General features: G+C 49.0%; 15 protein-coding genes. 12 read left to right on the top strand and 3 right to left on the bottom strand.

Annotation, left to right across the window (positions count from 1 at the left end; genetic code table 11):
* Window positions 1-5 precede the first annotated feature (5 nt).
* Genes H3M12_RS11830 through H3M12_RS11815 form a run of 4 tightly spaced genes read left to right on the top strand, consistent with a single transcriptional unit; the run spans window position 6 to window position 5,511 of the window.
* Window positions 6-1,418, top strand: coding sequence for a glycoside-pentoside-hexuronide (GPH):cation symporter (locus H3M12_RS11830; RefSeq protein ID WP_233449187.1), 1,413 nt, complete (start codon window positions 6-8; stop codon window positions 1,416-1,418).
* Between the two features lie 14 nt (window positions 1,419-1,432).
* Complete coding sequence (locus H3M12_RS11825) at window positions 1,433-2,104, top strand: transaldolase family protein (RefSeq protein WP_182150742.1); 672 nt, start codon at window positions 1,433-1,435, stop codon at window positions 2,102-2,104.
* A gap of 2 nt (window positions 2,105-2,106) precedes the next feature.
* A complete protein-coding gene (locus H3M12_RS11820; RefSeq protein ID WP_182150741.1) occupies window positions 2,107-3,444 on the top strand; it encodes a hypothetical protein in 1,338 nt (445 codons plus the stop codon).
* Window positions 3,445-3,447: 3 nt separating this feature from the next.
* Window positions 3,448-5,511: an alpha-glucosidase gene (locus H3M12_RS11815; protein WP_182150740.1), complete on the top strand. Its 2,064-nt coding sequence runs from the start codon at window positions 3,448-3,450 to the stop codon at window positions 5,509-5,511.
* Window positions 5,512-5,577: 66 nt separating this feature from the next.
* Here H3M12_RS11815 and H3M12_RS11810 read toward each other — a convergent pair whose 3' ends face one another.
* Window positions 5,578-6,243 (bottom strand): histidine phosphatase family protein, encoded by a 666-nt coding sequence (locus H3M12_RS11810; RefSeq protein ID WP_129032967.1) that lies wholly within the window; start codon window positions 6,241-6,243, stop codon window positions 5,578-5,580.
* A 52-nt stretch (window positions 6,244-6,295) separates the two neighbouring features.
* Complete coding sequence (locus tag H3M12_RS11805; RefSeq protein WP_182150739.1) at window positions 6,296-8,155, bottom strand: cation:proton antiporter domain-containing protein; 1,860 nt, start codon at window positions 8,153-8,155, stop codon at window positions 6,296-6,298.
* Between the two features lie 173 nt (window positions 8,156-8,328).
* On the opposite strand from H3M12_RS11805, the gene helD reads away from it, so the two are divergent.
* Window positions 8,329-10,641 carry an RNA polymerase recycling motor HelD gene (gene helD, locus H3M12_RS11800; protein ID WP_182150738.1) on the top strand — a complete coding sequence of 771 codons (2,313 nt, stop codon included), beginning with the start codon at window positions 8,329-8,331 and terminating at the stop codon, window positions 10,639-10,641.
* Window positions 10,642-10,695: 54 nt separating this feature from the next.
* On the opposite strand, the gene H3M12_RS11795 is transcribed toward helD, so the two are convergent.
* Window positions 10,696-11,919 carry a serine hydrolase domain-containing protein gene (locus H3M12_RS11795; protein WP_129032970.1) on the bottom strand — a complete coding sequence of 408 codons (1,224 nt, stop codon included), beginning with the start codon at window positions 11,917-11,919 and terminating at the stop codon, window positions 10,696-10,698.
* A 211-nt stretch (window positions 11,920-12,130) separates the two neighbouring features.
* Between H3M12_RS11795 and coaA the strand changes: the two genes are divergently transcribed.
* The 7 genes from coaA to H3M12_RS11765 all read left to right on the top strand — a co-directional run bounded on the left by coaA (window position 12,131) and on the right by H3M12_RS11765 (window position 18,199).
* Window positions 12,131-13,054 carry a type I pantothenate kinase gene (gene coaA / locus H3M12_RS11790; protein WP_129032971.1) on the top strand — a complete coding sequence of 308 codons (924 nt, stop codon included), beginning with the start codon at window positions 12,131-12,133 and terminating at the stop codon, window positions 13,052-13,054.
* Window positions 13,055-13,109: 55 nt separating this feature from the next.
* Window positions 13,110-13,691 (top strand): hypothetical protein, encoded by a 582-nt coding sequence (locus tag H3M12_RS11785; RefSeq protein WP_182150737.1) that lies wholly within the window; start codon window positions 13,110-13,112, stop codon window positions 13,689-13,691.
* An 83-nt stretch (window positions 13,692-13,774) separates the two neighbouring features.
* Entirely contained in the window at window positions 13,775-15,331 is a 1,557-nt protein-coding gene (gene guaA, locus H3M12_RS11780; protein WP_129032973.1) for a glutamine-hydrolyzing GMP synthase, read from the top strand.
* A 107-nt stretch (window positions 15,332-15,438) separates the two neighbouring features.
* Complete coding sequence (locus H3M12_RS12950; protein WP_225423548.1) at window positions 15,439-15,966, top strand: helix-turn-helix domain-containing protein; 528 nt, start codon at window positions 15,439-15,441, stop codon at window positions 15,964-15,966.
* Window positions 15,903-16,844: an IS3 family transposase gene (locus H3M12_RS12945; protein ID WP_225423549.1), complete on the top strand. Its 942-nt coding sequence runs from the start codon at window positions 15,903-15,905 to the stop codon at window positions 16,842-16,844. Before H3M12_RS12950 ends, H3M12_RS12945 begins: the two co-directional genes overlap by 64 nt.
* Before the next feature lie 69 nt (window positions 16,845-16,913).
* Entirely contained in the window at window positions 16,914-17,747 is an 834-nt protein-coding gene (locus H3M12_RS11770; RefSeq protein ID WP_129032974.1) for an MFS transporter, read from the top strand.
* Window positions 17,744-18,199: a GNAT family N-acetyltransferase gene (locus H3M12_RS11765; protein WP_053266957.1), complete on the top strand. Its 456-nt coding sequence runs from the start codon at window positions 17,744-17,746 to the stop codon at window positions 18,197-18,199. The genes H3M12_RS11770 and H3M12_RS11765 overlap by 4 nt, the downstream gene beginning before the upstream one ends.
* The last annotated feature ends 443 nt before the right edge of the window (window positions 18,200-18,642 follow it).

The following is an 18,642-nucleotide window of genomic DNA, read 5'->3' as shown; positions in this document are numbered from 1 at the left end:
TGTGATTGGAAACCACAACCACACAAACAAAAGTAAAGAGTTTTCCCCGGACGACCACATTACGCAATAAGATTGGGTATGCCATGGGAGACGTTGGTAACAACTTTTTATTCGACATGGGGCAGTTGTACCTGTTGAAGTATTATACAGACGTTTTGCAACTCCCATCGGCTTTGGCCGGCACGGTTTTCTTAGTGGCGAAGATTTGGGACGCTTTCATGGACATGGGGGTCGGCACCTGGATCGATAACCGCCAAAATATTGGGCCGCGGGGGAAATACCGACCATTCTTACTTTGGGCGGCCATTCCGTTAGCCTTACTGTTGATCGCCAATTTCTCCATCCCGGATTTTTCCATTACCGGGAAAATGATTTGGGCATATGTGTCCTACATGATTTTTGGGACCTGCTACAGTATTTCTAACGTGCCGTTCGGGTCGATGATTCCAACCATGACGCGGAACAGTCAAGAACGTTCCGAACTCTCGTCGTTTCGGCAAGCCGGCTCTAACCTCGGCTTGATGTTGGCAACGATTGGGTTCATGCCCATCGTGAATCGCCTCCCGACGGATAAGAGTGGCTACTTAGTCGCGGTCGTGAGTTTTGCTGTGATTGGGGTATTGTGCCAGTGGACCGCTTACGCGAACATCCGCGAGGTTTATAAGGAACCCGCTAAACCTAAGCCCACTAAAGAAGATTTGAAAAAGAGCTTCCGGGCATTATTGAAGAACCGTCCGTTGGTGACATTGTGCCTGGTGAACCTCTTTACCTTCTCAGCTTTTAATTTAAAACTGACCGTGCAAGTTTACTATTGTGAATATGTGTTAAAGGACAATACAGCGATTTCTTGGCTCGGGGTCTTCAGTATCGGCATGGTCTTTGTTGCCGTCGCGTTGGTCCCGATGCTCACGAAATTTCTCGATAAAAAGACCGTTTACGTGATGGGTTGTCTGATTTGGGCGATTGCCGATATTTTGGGCTTCTTCCTGGCCAGCAACACCACCATGTTAGTGATTTTGACTAGTATCGCCTACTTAGGTGATGGGTTTACCAGTGCCTTGAACTGGGCGTTAGTTTCCGATTGTGTTGAATACGGTGAGTGGCAAAGTGGTATTCGGTCCGAAGGGATGGTCTACTCGGCTTTCACTTACTTCCGGAAACTTTCCCAAGCAATCGCCGGCTTCATTCCTGGTGTTATCTTGACTTGGGTCGGCTACGTGCCGAATCAGACGCAGACCGCCACAGCGATTCTAGGAATTCGCGGCTTGATGTTCTTCTATTCAGCGGGGATGGCGATTATGACCATCGTCGTGATGTATTACCTGTATCCACTGACTGAAGCCCGCTACCGGAAGATTCTAGCGGACTTGATCCACCGGCGCAAACGCGAACGCGCGACGGTTGCGAGTCAAAACTGAAAGGAAGGGCATAAATGAAATACTTTTTAGACAGTGCCAAATTAGATGAAATCAAATTAGCTTATGAAAATTACGGTATCGATGGGGTCACGACCAATCCTAAGCACATCAAGAACAGTGGTCAACCATTCATGGTCGTGGTGCACCAGCTCGCGGATTTTGCCGCTGATAAACCCGATTTTCCCATCTCCGTTGAGGTCAACCCACATTTGAGCACCAGCAAAGAAATGGTGACCATGGCGCAACAATTACACGCCATCTCAGCCAATTTCGTCATCAAGATTCCCTGCACGCCGGCTGGCTTAGTGGCCGCCCGGGAATTGGAACAACAGGGGATTCGGACCAACGTGACCCTAGTGTTCTCCGCGGCTCAGGCGTTGTGGCCAGCCCATTTTCAGGCGAAATACGTCTCACCATTCGTTAACTGGCAAGATATGACCGGTCAAGCGGGCATCCAAACGGTTCAAGAAATCACCAAAATTTATCGCAACTACGATTATCATACAGAAATCATCGTGGCTGCCGTACAAAGTGGGCGCCAGATGGTCGATGCGGCGTTGAGTGGGGCTGATATCGTGACGGCGGGGCTGGCGATTTACCGGCAAAGCTTTACGCACCCGTACACTGACGTGGGCCTGCAACGCTTCCAAGCTGCTTGGGACCAAACTAAAAAGGAGGCGGATTAGCTATGGCGATTGTTTATTTACCCTTAGTGCGACCACAATTTGACGCCAAATTGGCTGAGCAACGTTTTACCGCGTCGCTAGCCGCCTTGAAGTTAAGTATTCCGGACCTAGTGAGTCCGCAGAAACCTTTAACGGCGCCCGCCGAGTTGCTCGCGTTCATCGAGAACTTACCGGCAGACCCCACGGCTTTGATCATTCACCAATTGACCTTTACCGGCCAAGAATTTAGTGATGAGGTCGTCAAACGCTACGCCGTGCCAACTTTGATTGTGGCTGAAGAGGAACCGAGCGTCCACGGGTGGTTACACCTAAACGCGTTGACTGGTCTCTTGAGTACCGCTAACAATCTGCATACCCATGGACTGCCATATCAGCAGTATTTGGGTGGACTGGACACGTCAGCAGGGACCCAAGTGGTTCAACAATTCGTCAGCTCAGTTCAAGCTTACGATGCCTTACAACACCTTACTTTGGGAGTAGTCAGCACTTATCCGCTGGGCTTTAACTTTTCGGGGACGCAACCGAATCGGTTACGGCAAACGTTTGGGGTCCGGTTACGGCACTACAGCATTGATCAGGCCTTCAAGGATGCCGAACAATTGGCGCCACAAGATTATGCGGAACAATTGACGTACGCCCAACAAAATTTGAAAGGGCTAGACCCGAAGGACCCGCGGGCCATTCGGATGGCCCAGTACTTGACGGTGATGCACCAAAAAGTTGACCAAGATCACTTGGGCGCCATTGCGTCACGGTGCTGGCCCGACTTCTTCGATAAGTTTGACAGCGCCCCGGGTGGGGTCTTCTCACAGTTGACGGATCAACTCACGCCGGTCGCCGAAGAAGGAGATATCCACGGAGCTGTCTCGATGGCGTTACTGCAAGCTTTGACCAATAACCAGTCACCGGCATTCTTGGGTGACGTGACGCGCTTAGATCCAGAAGACAACACGGTGACTCTCTGGCACGATTATGGGGCTTACCAACTTTGCAACCCGGATTATCCGGCAACAGCAGGCGTGCACCCGAACCGGCATATCGGCGTGAGCGTCGATGGGGCCTTGAAGCCTGGCCCGGTAACGTTAGTTCGAGTCCACTGGGACGGGCAACACTATCAACTGGTGACCCTGACTGGGAAGGTCTTGGCAGCCGAACCACAATTCAACGGGGTTTCTGGTAAGGTTCAAATCACGCTTCCCGTGAATACCTTATTAGATGAATTGGCTCAAATGGGAGCCGAATCTCACTTTGCCTTGATCTACGGTAACTATGCGGCGGCCATCACCTGGCTAGGACGCTGGTTAGGCGTTCCTGTAACGACTTTAACAAAGGGGGAATAGCCCATGAAAATTGTCCTGGCGGCAGGAAAATTGAGTGTTATGGATCCTACGGTCGTGGACGACTGGCAGCTCCAGTGGGCTCAACCCGCCGAAACGATTCTTCACAGTACTGCGGCCCAACCCGCCATTTTGGTGGGGGAAGGTCACGGAGACTTCAAAATGACGAATGGTAACTTTCGTATCACGGAACAACGGCATTCGCAGATTGGGTTGCCCTGGGTCCGCAACCTCGAGCAGGCGGGGAACACGGTTCAATTTGATTTGGCACCGACCCCGACGAGTCCCAGCTACTTACAGCTGACGCTCCATTACCGGACGGCTGGATGGCACTTGGATTTTCGGCCGCTAGCGGGACAGTTGAATCGCTTTTGGTTGCGGCTCTTGGCCCAACCTAGTGACCGTTTCTACGGGGCTGGCGAGCAGTTTAGTGCCTTCGAATTGTCTGGCCGACGGTTCCCCATTTGGACTTCAGAACCGGGAATCGGCCGGAATAAGCAAACGGCAGTGACCCAGGCCGCTGACCGAGCTAACGGGGGCGGTGGTGATTACTACACCACTAATTATCCACAGGCCACTTATTTGACCAGTCGACACCAATTGGTCCACTTGGCGACCAGCGCCTATGCCGTCTTAGACTTTCAAGACCAACGCTTCACGGAGCTTTCAGCCTGGGAGATTCCTACGGCACTTTATTTGGGGCACGCGGAAACTTTAGCCGCTACTGTGGCCTTGAATAAGGATTGGTTTGGTACCCAACCACCACTACCCGATTGGTTACTTAGCGGTGTCGTGCTAGGGCTCCAGGGAGGCACCACTGCAGTTAAAACGGCGGTGACTCAGGCCCACCAACAGGCAGGAGTCAATATTGCTGGGGTATGGACACAAGACTGGGTCGGCCCGCTGACCACCAGTTTTGGTAAACGTCTGCACTGGGATTGGCACTTAGACGAAAAGACCTATCCGCAGTGGCCACAACAGGTCCGGCGTTGGCGGCAACAAGGCATTCGTTACCTGGGGTACATCAACCCTTATTTAGTGACGGATGGCCCACTGTTTAAGACGGCTGCCGATAACCAATATTTGGTCCAGACTCAGGCGGGGGAACCGTACCTGATTGATTTTGGTGAATTTGAGTGTGGTACGGTCGATCTGTTGAATCCGGCAGCTTTTCACTGGTTCCAGACGTTGATTGAGACCCGATTGATCGGCGGTGGCATGAGTGGCTGGATGGCTGATTTCGGCGAGTATTTACCGACCGATGCACGACTCTACGGCAACGTGGATGCAGAAACGGCACATAACCGGTGGCCGGTCCTGTGGGCCAAATTGAACCGCGCGGCCTTAGACGCAACGGGAACGACCGGTGACGTGGTTCCGTTCTTTCGTTCTGGCGGCGTAGGCACGCAAAAGTACGCACCACTTCTGTGGGCTGGTGATCAGAGTAGCGATTGGACCCCGGATGATGGGATTCCTTCCGCGGTGACGGGAATGCTAACGACGGGCCTCACCGGTAATGGTCTCACCCATAGTGACATTGGGGGGTACACGAGTCTGTACGGCGTTAAACGCAGTAAGGAATTATGGCTTCGGTGGGCGGAACTGGCGGCGTTCACGCCAGTAATGCGGACCCACGAAGGCAACCGGCCAGCGGAAAACTTCCAACCGAACCAAGATCAAGCCGCCTTACGCCAATTGGCGCGCCTGACCACGATTCACCGCCATCTCTTACCGTATTTCCGGCGGGTGATGGCAGAAAATACGGCGACGGGGTTACCCGTGATGCGACCGTTGATGCTAGCGGATGAGGCCAATCAAGCCTTGTGGCATGAACACAGTAGTTTCCTGTTGGGGAATGATTTGCTCGTAGCCCCAATCTTGCATCCGCACACGACCCAACGGACCGTGACCTTGCCTGCTGGTGACTGGGTTCACCTGTGGAGCGGGCGGCAACTGACCGGGGGACAAACAGTCTCGGTCGTAGCGCCCTTGGGTCAGCCCCCAGTCTTTTACCGGGCTGATGCGGCGGATCAAGCGACTTTTAAAGCGTTATGCGATAAAGAGAATTAAACCTAACCATAAAATGGGTTCTGAAGACCACGTTAGTGGTCTTCAGAACCCATTTTGATTACAGCGTTAGTTGATTTTACCGGTCGTATTATTGTAATCGTCGACGCGGTAGTGGCCGTTTTTAACGGTCAGTTTGGTAATACTGCCGTTATCGACCGGGACCGAAATATCGATGTCCGGACCAAACTTGGACACGATACTGCGAATAGTCGTACTGTGAGTGGCGATGACGATTTTATCGCCGTCGCTGGCTTGGGCGACCACACGGTCTAAGGCGGGTTGGACTCGCTCCCAGAACTCGGCGTTATCTTCGGCATCACCGTAAGGATCTTGGGCCTTGAACATGTCCTTGGTCTTTTCGATGGTCAAATGCCGAATCATCGCGTTGAAGGAGTCTAAACCTACAGGACTGCCAATGGCATGCCAGACGAAACCAGTATCGAGGCCTTCGAAGTAGCCAAAGTTCTCTTCGCGAAAGGCCGGTTCCGTTTGTAAGTCACCGACGGCCAAAGCCTGGTTAGCCGTCAAGATGTGTTGGGCCGTGGTCTGCGCCCGGTTGGTGTCGCTGGCGTAAGCAGCGGCTAGGGGTAACTTGGCTAACCGCTCGCCAGCATTCTTAGCGTCGGCAATTCCCTTCGCGGTTAAGGGGGAATCGGACCACCCCTGAATACGGTGGTATTTATTCAAATAGGTTTGGCCGTGACGGACCAAATAAAGTTCAACTGTCGCCATGTACGCGTACCTCTCTTTCTCTCAAAGCAATACGTCCCATTCTAACATAGACTTAGTTGAGAATCCCGAGTTCCTGGCGGATTTGTTGCGCCGTTTCGGGGGTACTGGTAAAAATCAGCCGGTCGTTGAGTTTCAGTGTAGTCGAGCCGGTCGGTCGGATGAAGTGACGGTCGCGGAAAATTTGGCTGATGGTGATTTGATCCACGAACGGCATTTGGCGAATGGCCTGTTCGGTGTAACGCCGGTTGCGCAATGTCACTTCGTAAACGGTGGTTTCCGACGAGGTCAACAGTTCCAGGGTCGTTGGCGCTTCAATCAGGCTGCGCAGCATGGCGATGGTCACGGCTGGTGTGTTGAAGACTTCGATGCCCATCTGGGTCAGTTCGGTTTCCTGGGCGTCCAGAACGTTACGGTCCTCGAAGCGAGCAATGACTCGCTTAACCCCATAAGTCTTGGCGGCCTTAGCCAGTTCGTAATTCTTAGTCGCGTTGAAGTGGCCTAAGACGACGATATCCGCATCGAAGGCTTGTTGAGCGGTAACGTCTTCGGGGTTGAGGTTATCTAGTAATTCAGTTTTGATTTCGGAGTTGTAGGTACGGTAGTTGGCGGCTTTGTCGGTGTACATGGTGATGTCGTACCAGTTCTTAGCTAATTGTTGGGCGACAGGTACCGTCCACAGGTTGGCGCCAATGAAGTGGACCTTGGCTTTCTTGGTCTTTTCGGCTTGGGGATTGTAGAAGACGTTGAAAGCCAGTGGCCCCAGGATACAAGTCAAAATTGCAGCTAACAGGAAGGCGCCAGATTGTTGAGTCGTCACGACTTTCATGGATTTTGCGACTTGGAGCACGGCCAAGACCATGGTGACGGTGGCCCCGGAAATCGTGGCCCCCGCTAAGGCATTGCGCCGGTGGAACCGGAGCCGTAAAATCCAGTAAATGGCCACTTTAGAAAGCACGTAAGCGACAAAGAACGCTGGAATGAGGAGAAGTGTGGCGGAATCGGATAGCAAGGTCCGAAGGTTGATGTCGACCCCACTTAACATGAAGAAGATAGGGATGAAGAAGCCGTAGCCAATCCCATCGAGCCGGACCCGAGTTTCTTCATGGGGTTGTAAGAGCTTCATGACGATTCCGGCGACGAAGGCCCCCAGAATATTTTCGGCACCCACAGCGTCAGCGATGACCACCAGGCTAAAAATTAGGAAGAACGCCAACCGAATATCCAGTTGAGTCGTGGATTTGTTGATACGTTCGAAAAAATTGAAGAAGGGTTTGAAACGTATGAATAAAACGCCGGCCGCTAAGAAGACCAGCAAAAGAAGCCACAGAGACCGACTATTATTACCAAAAATCGAGGCGTAAATGGTCAACGCAAATAAGGGCACGATTTCTCCTAAAGCGGCAATCAATAGCGTTGTTTGGCCAAAGGGCTTACTCAGGAGCTCTTTTTCCTTTAAAGTGGCAATCACGACCCCTAAAGAAATCGTCATGAAGATGATGGTCGCAAGCCAAGGATCCTTGAATAGCCCGGTTAGTTTGCAAATCCAGCCTAAAGCCAAGGAAACGACCACGACACTGACGTAACTAGTGACCGCTAGAAAAACGGGTGAATACTTGGGTGCTTGTTGGGCCGCTTTGGCCGCCAGGGGGGTCTCCGGGACCCGGCGACGACTGAAGAGGCTGAAGTCGATTTCCATCCCACTCAGGAACATCAAGAAGATGACCCCAGTGTTGGACAATAAGGTCAACGTGTCATTGCTACTGTGAACCACGTTAAACAAGCTGGGTCCCAGTAGGATACCGACTAAAATTTCCACGACGGCAGTTGGTAAGATGCTTAACCGTAACCGAGCCATGATTAACGGGGTTATCAGCGCAGCCGTTAAAATGATGAGTAATGAGATTTGATCCATAAGTTACCACCCCTCAAAAGTTAGGTCCATTATAGCAAAAAACAGCGTCAACCTTATCGTTGACGCTTGCGGACAGAATCCTTTATTTGTCGGGGAAATAAGTGTAGTATGGTTAAGCGAATTATGACAAATTTGACGGTTAGGATGTCCAGTCTTAGCAAGGAGGAATTGCATTGGCAGACTCAATTAAAGCCCAAGAGCAACAACATTTGGATATGGTCGTTGCTAAGATTAAACAGGCCCAAACGGCAGCGAAGAAACGTATTGGCGTGGCCGAAAGTGACGAAGCGGGGATTCGGAAGAATTTCGTCAACGACCTGCGACTTAAAACGGACAGTTATGAAGGCATTATGGAAACAGCCCTGTCCGTGCGACAACAGCAACAGATGTTAGCCGAACGGCAGAATAGCTGGCAACACGCGACTACTGAACTGAGTACCCTGAAACGACTCGAAAAGCGGGCTTACTTTGCGCGAATCGATTTTCAAGAAACGCCCACGTCTAAGCCTGAGACCATCTACATTGGGTTAGGGTCTTTCTCGGATACCCCTGACCACTTCTTGATTTACGATTGGCGGGCGCCCATTTCTAGTATCTATTATGATGGGGAACTCGGTGCGGTTAGCTACCAGACGCCAGACGGGGAACAGACTGTCGACGTGCAACTCAAGCGGCAGTTCCAAATCGAAGACGGGCAAATCGTGACGTTGTACGATACTGACCAAACGGTAACCGACCAGATGTTACTGTCGGCGTTGAGTGAACATTCCGATACCCACATGAAGAGTATCGTCACGACCATTCAAAAGGAACAAAACCAGATTATTCGGGACACCCATTCGGACTTGCTGTTCGTCCAGGGGGCCGCGGGTTCCGGGAAGACGGCGGCGATTCTTCAACGAGTAGCATATTTGTTGTATCGGTACCGAGGCAAGTTGAACGCGGGCCAGGTCATTCTGTTCTCGCCCAACCAACTCTTTAACGATTATATCGACCAAGTGTTGCCAGAACTCGGGGAACACAACATGGTTCAGATGACTTATTACCAATATGCTGGTCGCCGGTTGCCAAAGATTGACATTGAAACCTTGGCGCAACGGTTTGCGGAAACTAATTCACCGGTCCAAAAACGACTAAACGCTCTCAAGGGGAGCCTGGCGTTCTTTAACGCGGTGACGGGCTATGCGGACCACTTGGAACAACGCGACATGTTGTTCCGCAACATCGTCTTTCAGGGGAAGGTCTTTATTCCGAAAGAAAAAATCCAAGATATTTACTACAGCTTCAACCGGAACTACCATCTAGGCAACCGGCTCCAGGCCACTAAGGAAGCCTTGGTCCGCATCCTTAACCGGCGAATCTCCAGTGAAATGAAGAGTAAGTGGGTCGAAGATACCATCCAGGACCTAAGTAAGGAACAGTTAGATTCGTTATACGGTGATCACCCGCGGGAATTCGAGTCGGCCGATAAGGAATACCAGTTCTTAGCACGGCGAGTCGTCATGACTTCTCTGGAACCCGTCCGTAAGGCGATTGTCCGGGCCCGGTTCTTGACCATCAATAATCAGTATGTCCATATGTTACGGCAGATGCCGGAACGAATCGACCTGGCCCAGTACCACTTGACGACTGCCGAGTGGCAAGCCGGCGTGGATGCGACCGTAGCTGCGTTGCGCGATCATCAGATGCAACTGTTGGATACCACACCATATTTGTACCTGTACGATAAAATGGCGGGTAAGTCCGGCGACCGGGACATGCGCTACGTCTTCTTGGATGAGGTGCAGGACTACAACGCCTTTCAGCTAGCCTTTCTGAAGTCGACCTTCCCGCGAGCCCGCTTTACCATGCTTGGAGACTTGAACCAAGCCATCTTTACTAAGGAAAACAGTCACACCTTGTTGCACGAACTCAGTACCATGTTCGATCCGGATAAAACGCGGGTGGTCCAACTGACCCGTTCGTACCGTTCGACACAACAGGTCACGGACTTCACCAAGCATATCTTGAAGAATGGGGAAGCCGTGACGTCCTTTGCCCGCGAAGGCGAATTGCCGACGGTGACCGTGGCGAGTGATGAAACCGCGGCGATTGCGCGAGTCAAAGCTGAATTGGCCCGTAACGATGCGGACCATGAGACCACTGCCATCATTGGAAAGGACCTGGCAGATTGTCAAGATTTGACGACACGATTACGGGCGGTCGGCGTCAAGGCGACGCTGATTCAGTCCGAAAACCAACGGCTGGCGCCCGGCGTTATCGTGGTACCGTCATTTCTGGCCAAGGGGTTGGAATTCGATGCCGTCATCGTCTGGGAAGCGTCTGCTAGTCGCTACCAAGACGATGATGAACGCCAGTTGCTCTACACGATTTGCTCCCGAGCAATGCACCGCTTGAGCTTAGTCGCCGCGGGGACCTTATCACCGTTACTCGATGACGTGCCGGCGGATGAATTTACCGTCGTGCCCGCGGTTCCCGTGGATTAAATCAGTGTGAATTGAAACGGCCGTGTCCTTGATCAAGGACACGGCCGTTTTTGGTTAATTAAGGTGTTGGGCTTGGTCGACCTGCTTGAAAAGACTGATAGCGGTCTTTTCGGTGGACCAGGTCGGCCACATGGTCGCCTTGGTGAAACTATTGGATAAGAAGACGACGCCGGTCTTGCCGTTGCGACTCAACACGAAGGTCGCTTCGTAGTTGTCCCGGAGACCGTGACCATAGTAACCACTTTGGCCCAGGTGATAGAGTCCACCGGTGTAGTGTGCCGTGGTCGATTTAGCCTGATGGAGTGTTTGGGCCCCACTTGAGTTTAGTAGGAGCTTCCCCTGGATGACGGCTCGTTCGGCGCGAAACAGGTCGCCGGCGCTCATCATGACGTTCCCAGTCCCGACCCGCGTGGCCAATGGGGCTGCGGCGGGAATGTGGGGCGTTTGGTAAAGTCCCGGACGACTGCCAGTGTAACTAACGGTCATGGTCCGTGAGTGACGGAAGACTTCCGCAAATTTTGTGTGGTTCAGATTCAACGGGGTCACGATTTGTTGGTAGAACCGTTGATAGTAGGATTGGTGGGTGACTTGATGTAAAATGCCTGCCAATAGCGTGTAGTCGATGGGCTGGTAATCGAATTGACCAATCTTGGTGGTGTCAATCTTGGCGTGGGTGGCGGCCTGATGATAGACGGCTCGTTCGCTAAGGTAGCGACTTTGGGGCACGGTACCGTAGATGCCAGCAGTCATGTTGAGCATCTGCCGAATGGTGATCGTCCGGCTATGCTTGATTTTAGGGTAGTATTGACTGAGATGGTCATTAAGACTCAGTTGATCGTCCTGGACAGCACGCATGATGAGTTGGCCAGTCAAAGCCTTTTGCGTGGAGTTGATGAGGTAGGGGGTCGTGGTCGTGTTCTTGCGATGTTGTTCCCGGTTGGCCCAACCGAACGCGCGTTGGTAGACCACGCGGTTATTTTTGACCACCAATGCAGTCCCTACGAAATGTTTGGCTTTTAGTTGCTGGGTGACTTTAGTGGCGAGCTTGGGCGCCGTTTGACTGGTTGTTTCGCGGTCGAACTGCGTTTTGGTGCTATGGCGTTGCTGAGCACTGACATGGGCGTCATGAGCAATCCCGTGCCAGGTCCGTACGGCCGTTTGACGGGTCACTGAGTGAGTCGCGGGGTGGATCCAAAACCAGATGCCGGTCCCCCCTAAAAAGACTAAAATAATGAGACCAACCAAAATAAAGAATTGCTTGCGGGGCCGGTTCGCCATGGTGCCGCTTCCTTTCCGATTACTGAGTGAATCATCTTTTATTATACTGGAAGTTTACGGGATACTAGCATCTTTTTGTTTAAGTCTTGGTAACGGTTTCGTGTAGCTTGACTGTTTCATGGCGTATCCAAGAATCTGCGCTCTTTTTTCGCGACACAATGCGTTATAATGGGAGGATAAAATCTGAAACTAATTTTTTCGAGGTGTCTTCATGAGCGATCCCATCAATTACAATGCGTTTACCCGTGACCAATGGAAGGCATTCGCTAACGCCGCCACGTTACCGCTGACCCAGGAAAGTCTGCGGCAAATTAAGGCGTTCAACGACCGGATATCCCTTCAAGATGTGCAGGATATCTACATTCCTTTGATTCATCTGTTGCGGCTACAGGTCAAGCACTACCAACTTCTTCAGCGCGACAAGGCGTCGTTTTTACACCAAAAGCCGCGCCGGGTACCCTTTATCATCGGTATCGCCGGCAGTGTAGCGGTCGGTAAGAGTACCGCCGCCCGGTTGCTGGAAGTCCTGCTGAACCACTACCTTCCCAACCAACGCATCCAATTGATTACGACCGACGGTTTTCTTTATAGTAACCAAGAACTCAAACAACGTAACCTGATGGCGCGCAAGGGTTTTCCGGAAAGTTACGACATGTCGGCGTTGATTCGGTTTTTAAATGCGGTCAAGGGTGGTGAACCACTCATTAAAGCGCCAGTTTATTCGCATAAGGTTTACGACATCGTGCCCGACCAGTTTGACTACATCGTGCACCCGGATATCCTAATCGTGGAGGGCATCAATACCTTACAATTGCCAACTAATGAACAGATTTACGTCAGCGATTTTACGGACTTTTCGATTTACGTGGATGCCGACCCAACGCTGATTGAGAGCTGGTTTCTAGAACGGTTCGAATTGCTATTGGAAACGGCCTTTCAGGACCCGGTCAATTACTATTACCCGTATGCTATCGGCGACCATGACCGGGCAATGGCTAAGGGGCGGCAGGTTTGGCACGACATTGATTTGAAGAACCTTGAGGAGTACATTTTGCCTACTCGGAATCGGGCGGACATGATCATTCATAAGACCTTTCATCATCGGGTCGACCGCTTATTGTTACGTAAGTATTAGCGGGCCCAGCGTCTCTGGGGAAAGACACTTAAAAGGGCAATGAGGGGGGAGTCATATGCTACGTGATGCAACGGTGGTTGACGCCGACACGGTGTCAATCCTGGTTTTACATGAGTTGGAACGGCGGCAATTACGGCAATTGCGTCGGGTCACCAAGGAACAACTCTCGCAGCTGTTATTCGTCGGTTATCATCAGCCTAAGTTTCGCTACGGCTACCCGCACGCGCGAGTCTACGAGAATCAAGGAGTCGCCGTGGGGGCGGCCTTTGGCTACCCCGCATCCGTGGAGGTGCAGCTGGATAACCAGTGGACGGCGCTGTTTGAACGCTTGCAGGTGAGCCCGCCACAAGTGCCGGTCATAACGCCCCGCGCACTAGCCGATGAATGGTACTTGGACCTGCTGACCGTGAACCCGCGTTACGCTCGCAAAACGTATCTGCAGCGGTGGTTTGACGAATGGTTGATGGGCGATGTTTTGGTGCGCGCCACGGCTAGTGGTCAACCGGTGGTGGGACTAGACGTCCGGCCGGGAAGTCGCTTGGCTCAGATGGCCGCCCAGTTTGGCTTCGTGGGGACCCAGCGCCGGCTCTTAGACCGGCAACCCTATTACCACTTACGTTACCGGTTGCGTGAATAACTGAATTATGTTGACCCTCGTTTCAAAAGCCGGTATGATAAGGACAGTGTTTTTTTAGCAGACAGAAAGAAAGGGTGAATGGCTTGGCAAACGTTGATCTGTCTAAGTTCGATAAAGTCATCGTCTTAGACTTCGGGAGTCAATATAATCAATTGATTACCCGCCGAATCCGGGACTTGGGCGTTTACTCCGAGCTCAAGGCGCACACGATGAGTGCTGCTGAGATTAAGGCTTGGGGCCCGAAAGGAATTATCTTTTCTGGGGGACCGAACAGTGTCTACGATCAGGATGCCTTAAAGGTCGATCCAGAGATCTTTAACCTCGGAATTCCAATCTTGGGTATCTGTTACGGGATGCAGCTGATGGCTTACTACTTACCAGGTGGGAAGGTCGAAGCGGCTGCTAACCGGGAGTATGGTCGCGCAGAGATTCAAATCACGTCTGACGATGCGCGGTTATTCAAAGATACACCCGAGACACAGACCGTTTGGATGAGTCACGGGGACTTGGTGACCAAGGAACCGGACAGCTTTGATGTGGTCGCAACCAGTGAGAACTGTCCGATTACGGCTATTCAAGACGTGGACCGTAACTTCTATGGGATTCAATTCCATACTGAGGTACGCAATACCGAATATGGGAACCAGATTCTGAAGCACTTTACGTTCGACATCTGTGGCGCCAAGGCCAACTGGTCGATGGATGATTTCATCGACTTACAAATTGACCAGATTCGGCGCACGGTTGGCGACAAGAAGGTCTTACTGGGCCTTTCCGGTGGGGTCGATTCCTCCGTGGTCGGGGTCTTGTTACACAAGGCTATCGGCAATCAATTGACCAGTATCTTCGTGGATCACGGCCTGTTACGCAAGGGCGAAGCTAAGCAAGTCATGGATAGCCTGGAAGGTAAGTTTGGGTTAAACATCGTCAAGGTTGACGCGCAAGACCGCTTCTTGAAGAAGTTGGCCGGGGTGACGGAACCCGAAAAGAAACGGAAGATCATCGGTAACGAGTTCATTCAAGTCTTTAACGACGAAGCCCAAAAGCTGGACGGTATCGACTTCTTGGCCCAAGGGACGCTCTACACCGACGTCATCGAAAGTGGGACCGATACGGCGCAAACCATTAAATCTCACCATAACGTGGGGGGACTGCCCGAAGACATGCACTTTGAGTTGATTGAACCACTACGTTCCCTGTTCAAAGATGAAGCGCGTGAATTAGGTGAAAAGCTGGGGATGCCTAGCGACCTGGTTTGGCGTCAACCGTTCCCTGGTCCCGGTTTAGGGATTCGGGTCTTAGGTGAAATCACCCCCGAAAAACTCCAAATCGTCCGGGACAGTGATTTAATCTTACGGGAAGAAATCAAAAAAGCGGGCTTAGACCGCGACATTTGGCAGTACTTCACCGTGCTCCCTAACATTAAATCCGTTGGGGTCATGGGTGATGGCCGGACCTACGATTATGCCGTAGGGATTCGGGCCGTGACGTCCATTGATGGGATGACGGCCGACTTTGCTCACATTCCGTGGGACATTTTACAGGAGATCTCCGTGCGCATTGTTAATGAAGTGCAGCACGTGAACCGCATCCTGTATGATGTCACGAGTAAGCCGCCTTCGACAATTGAGTGGGAATAGGCTCCCACAAAATTAGAAGCATTGAGTTAAAACCATATGCAACGAAATCCTATAAATAAAGTGAACCCCTAAGGTTGGACACTAAATCCAATCTTAGGGGTTTTACTATGACTAAATTTAATTTAGATTTTCGTATAAAGGTTGTTACTGAATATTTATCTGGTAAAGGTTCAACATCTTTAGCCAGAGCGTATGGCGTCAGCACGCATTCAATCGTTCTAGATTGGGTTCACCGGTTTGAGCGGCGAGGCATTGAAGGTCTGAAAAATCGGTCAATGTCTCAAGAATATTCTAGTCAGTTTAAAGTCGATGTATTAAACTGGAAGAAACAACATCAAGCTTCGCTTCCAGTGACAGCATTACACTTTGACCTATCATCGCCAAGTACGATTTGGCAATGGGAAAGACGATTCAAGGAATCTGGAATTGTGGGACTTGAGCGAAAACGAGGGAATCCTAAGCACATGGCTAAACATAACCAGGACAAGCCCCAAACCACGACAACACCGACCCCAGCCGCAGAGTTGAAACAGTTGAAACAAGAGAATCAAATGTTAAAAATTGAAAATGAATTCTTAAAAAAACTCGATGCCTTAGCACGGAAGAAGTCAAAACACACGAACTCATCGAACTAGTAGACGAGTTAGGGCAGGCGTTTCAAGTTTCCATCAAACTAGTTCTTAAAGCAGTTCATATTCCTCGTAGTACGTACTATTACGCTAAGGAACATCGTGGTCGCGATTTAGATGATTCACAAATTATTCAAGCCATTGACGAGATTCGTCAACAAGATCCGAAGTACACCCGTAAATATGGCTACCGACGAATAACTGATGTTTTACATGATTACGGCTTTAAAATCAATCACAAGCGGGTCTTACGTATCATGCGGGAGCAAGACTGGTTATGTCGAGCTTTTAATCGTCAGAAGCGAAAATATAATTCATACAAAGGAACCATTGGGATAATCGCGCCTAATCGGCTTAAACGACGCTTCAAAATAGATCGACCTTACCAGAAGTTGGTCGCCGATGTTAGTGAATTTCGATACGGAAACAATCGTCAAGACGAGCGGGTCTATTTAGAACCAATTTTAGATCTCTTTAACGGCGAAGTTTTAGCCTTCAATATTAGTGATCACCCCACCGTTGAATTCACCGTAAAGCCTTTGAAAGAAGCCTTAAATCAGATACCGGTGTTAGATTATCGCACCACCGTCCATACTGACCAAGGATTTCAATACCAGCATCGTCACTGGCAAAACGTGCTTAAAGACCACCATGCATTTCAAAGTATGTCTCGTAAAGCGACTTGTCTCGACAACGCCGCCATGGAATCGTTCTTTCACATCATGAAAGTCGAAGTTATGGATGAACAGTTTGAGACCAAAGCAGCACTTATCAAAGCTATGACCGAATGGATAGATTTCTATAATCACCGTCGCATCAAAACAAAACTGGACGGTAAGTCCTCGGTAAAATACCGGGAACTTACCGCCCAGAAAGCAGCTTAATAAAGTTGTCCAAGTTTAAGGGTTCACTTCACATTTTCGGTTTTTTATATTCCGAGTAGAACAGCAGCAGTGCCTAATTTTTTTAAAAAAGAAGTAGTTCAAAAAACTGAAGCTATTTTTAATGTTTCAGATTTTCTGTTTCTGGTTGTTGGGAAGCTGTTTTGTGGTTTTCTATTAGGAATATCTGTCTCATATGGACTATTAGTCTTAATTGATAGCTTTACATTTTTAGTTTCTGGATTTTGTAATTACTTTTTTTACAAAATGTATGTTAAAAAAGTTATTATTTCAAAAAATAATACAGTTATTAAATCGAAGAATAAAATCTTTAAGATATTTTTACGTCAGGATCTAAAAATGATTTTAGCATCATTTGTTATCTTAAACCTCAGCATTGGTGGACTAATGGAAAATGCATTACCAACTATACTTATAAAAAATAATCCAACCAACTACAAACAATGGTTTTCCATCTTAAATTCTAGTTTTGATATTGGAATGCTTGTAAGTAATTTGATTTTCTTAAAAATCTTTTCTAAATCGGAGTTAAATACCAAGCTTATTGCAATACCTGGTGTTGTCTCTTTATTGGTAATTGGTTTATTTTTATCACCTAACATATTGAAATTCTTTTTAATTTTTAGTATTGGCGGCTTAGCATCTTGGCTTGATGTAGCGACAGTTGTTTATATGCAAACTAATTTGCCAAGAGAAAGTTTAACTTCAACTTTTACGGTTATTGGTTCCGTTTCTAAAACTCTAGAACCAATTTCTTCGTTGATTTACATGGGCCTTTGCCTGGGCAGCAATATTTACGTGAAATTAATTTCGTTCAATTTGATACTGTTAATACTTGCTTCAGTATCGGTGATTGCCTTCAAAAATAAGAGGGGTGTTGTATGATTAAGTATTCGAAATACACGGGAAATAAACGTGATCAATATATGAGGCTGTTTTTAATCGGCGATGAGGATGAAAGTAAAGTTCGTGAGTATATCAATCAAGGTTGTTTGTTTTTAGCTGAACAGAGTAATACGGCTGTTGCTGTAGCGATAGTTGTTCCAACAAGTGATGGTAACGTTGGTGAACTCAAAAATATTGCCGTTGATGCCAAGGCCCAAGGTCAAGGAATTGGATCAAAAATGATAGCTTATGTATTTGAACAGGCCAGAGATCGATATAATACGATTTTAGTGGGTACTGGCGATGCTGATGTTCAGAATATCTTATTTTATTTAAAAAATGGATTTAGATTTTCTGGAATTAAAAAAGATTTTTTTGATGAATATAAGGAACAAATTATTTCTAATGGTGTTGTACTGAAAGATATGGTTTTATTGACAAAAAAGGTGTAACAAATAAGTAGATAATTGTTTGTCATGACCAAAGCTTATGGATAGAGATTATATTATTAAACGCACTCTTATTGTTGTAAAGAGTCTTAAGGTTGGTTTTAGTCAGATGTAGAGCGTTGCCACAGGTCTTTAAATGATAACTGGGGATTATGTAATAAATCGTGTCAAACTCTGATTTGGCAAAATGTAAACAATAATTTGGAGAGAAAATGAGTAATAATGTTCCAAAGTGGGAACAAGATATTTTGAACAAGAATGAATCAATAACTGTAAAACGGTTGGTTCAACACTTGTTACGATACCTTGATGCTGCATTTGTAAATATTTATGATATAAATTTAGAGAATTAGTTGGGATCTATAGTTTTTGATAAAGAACCAGTCTCACTGATCAAGCAAGACTTTTTCCGAAGAAGACTTAAAAATATTATCAATATTTTGAGA

It is taken from the genome of Levilactobacillus suantsaii (genome assembly GCF_014069315.1).
Lineage (GTDB): Bacteria > Bacillota > Bacilli > Lactobacillales > Lactobacillaceae > Levilactobacillus > Levilactobacillus suantsaii.
Note: the sequence above shows the minus strand (reverse complement) of the source record. Positions and strands in the feature narration are given on the sequence as shown.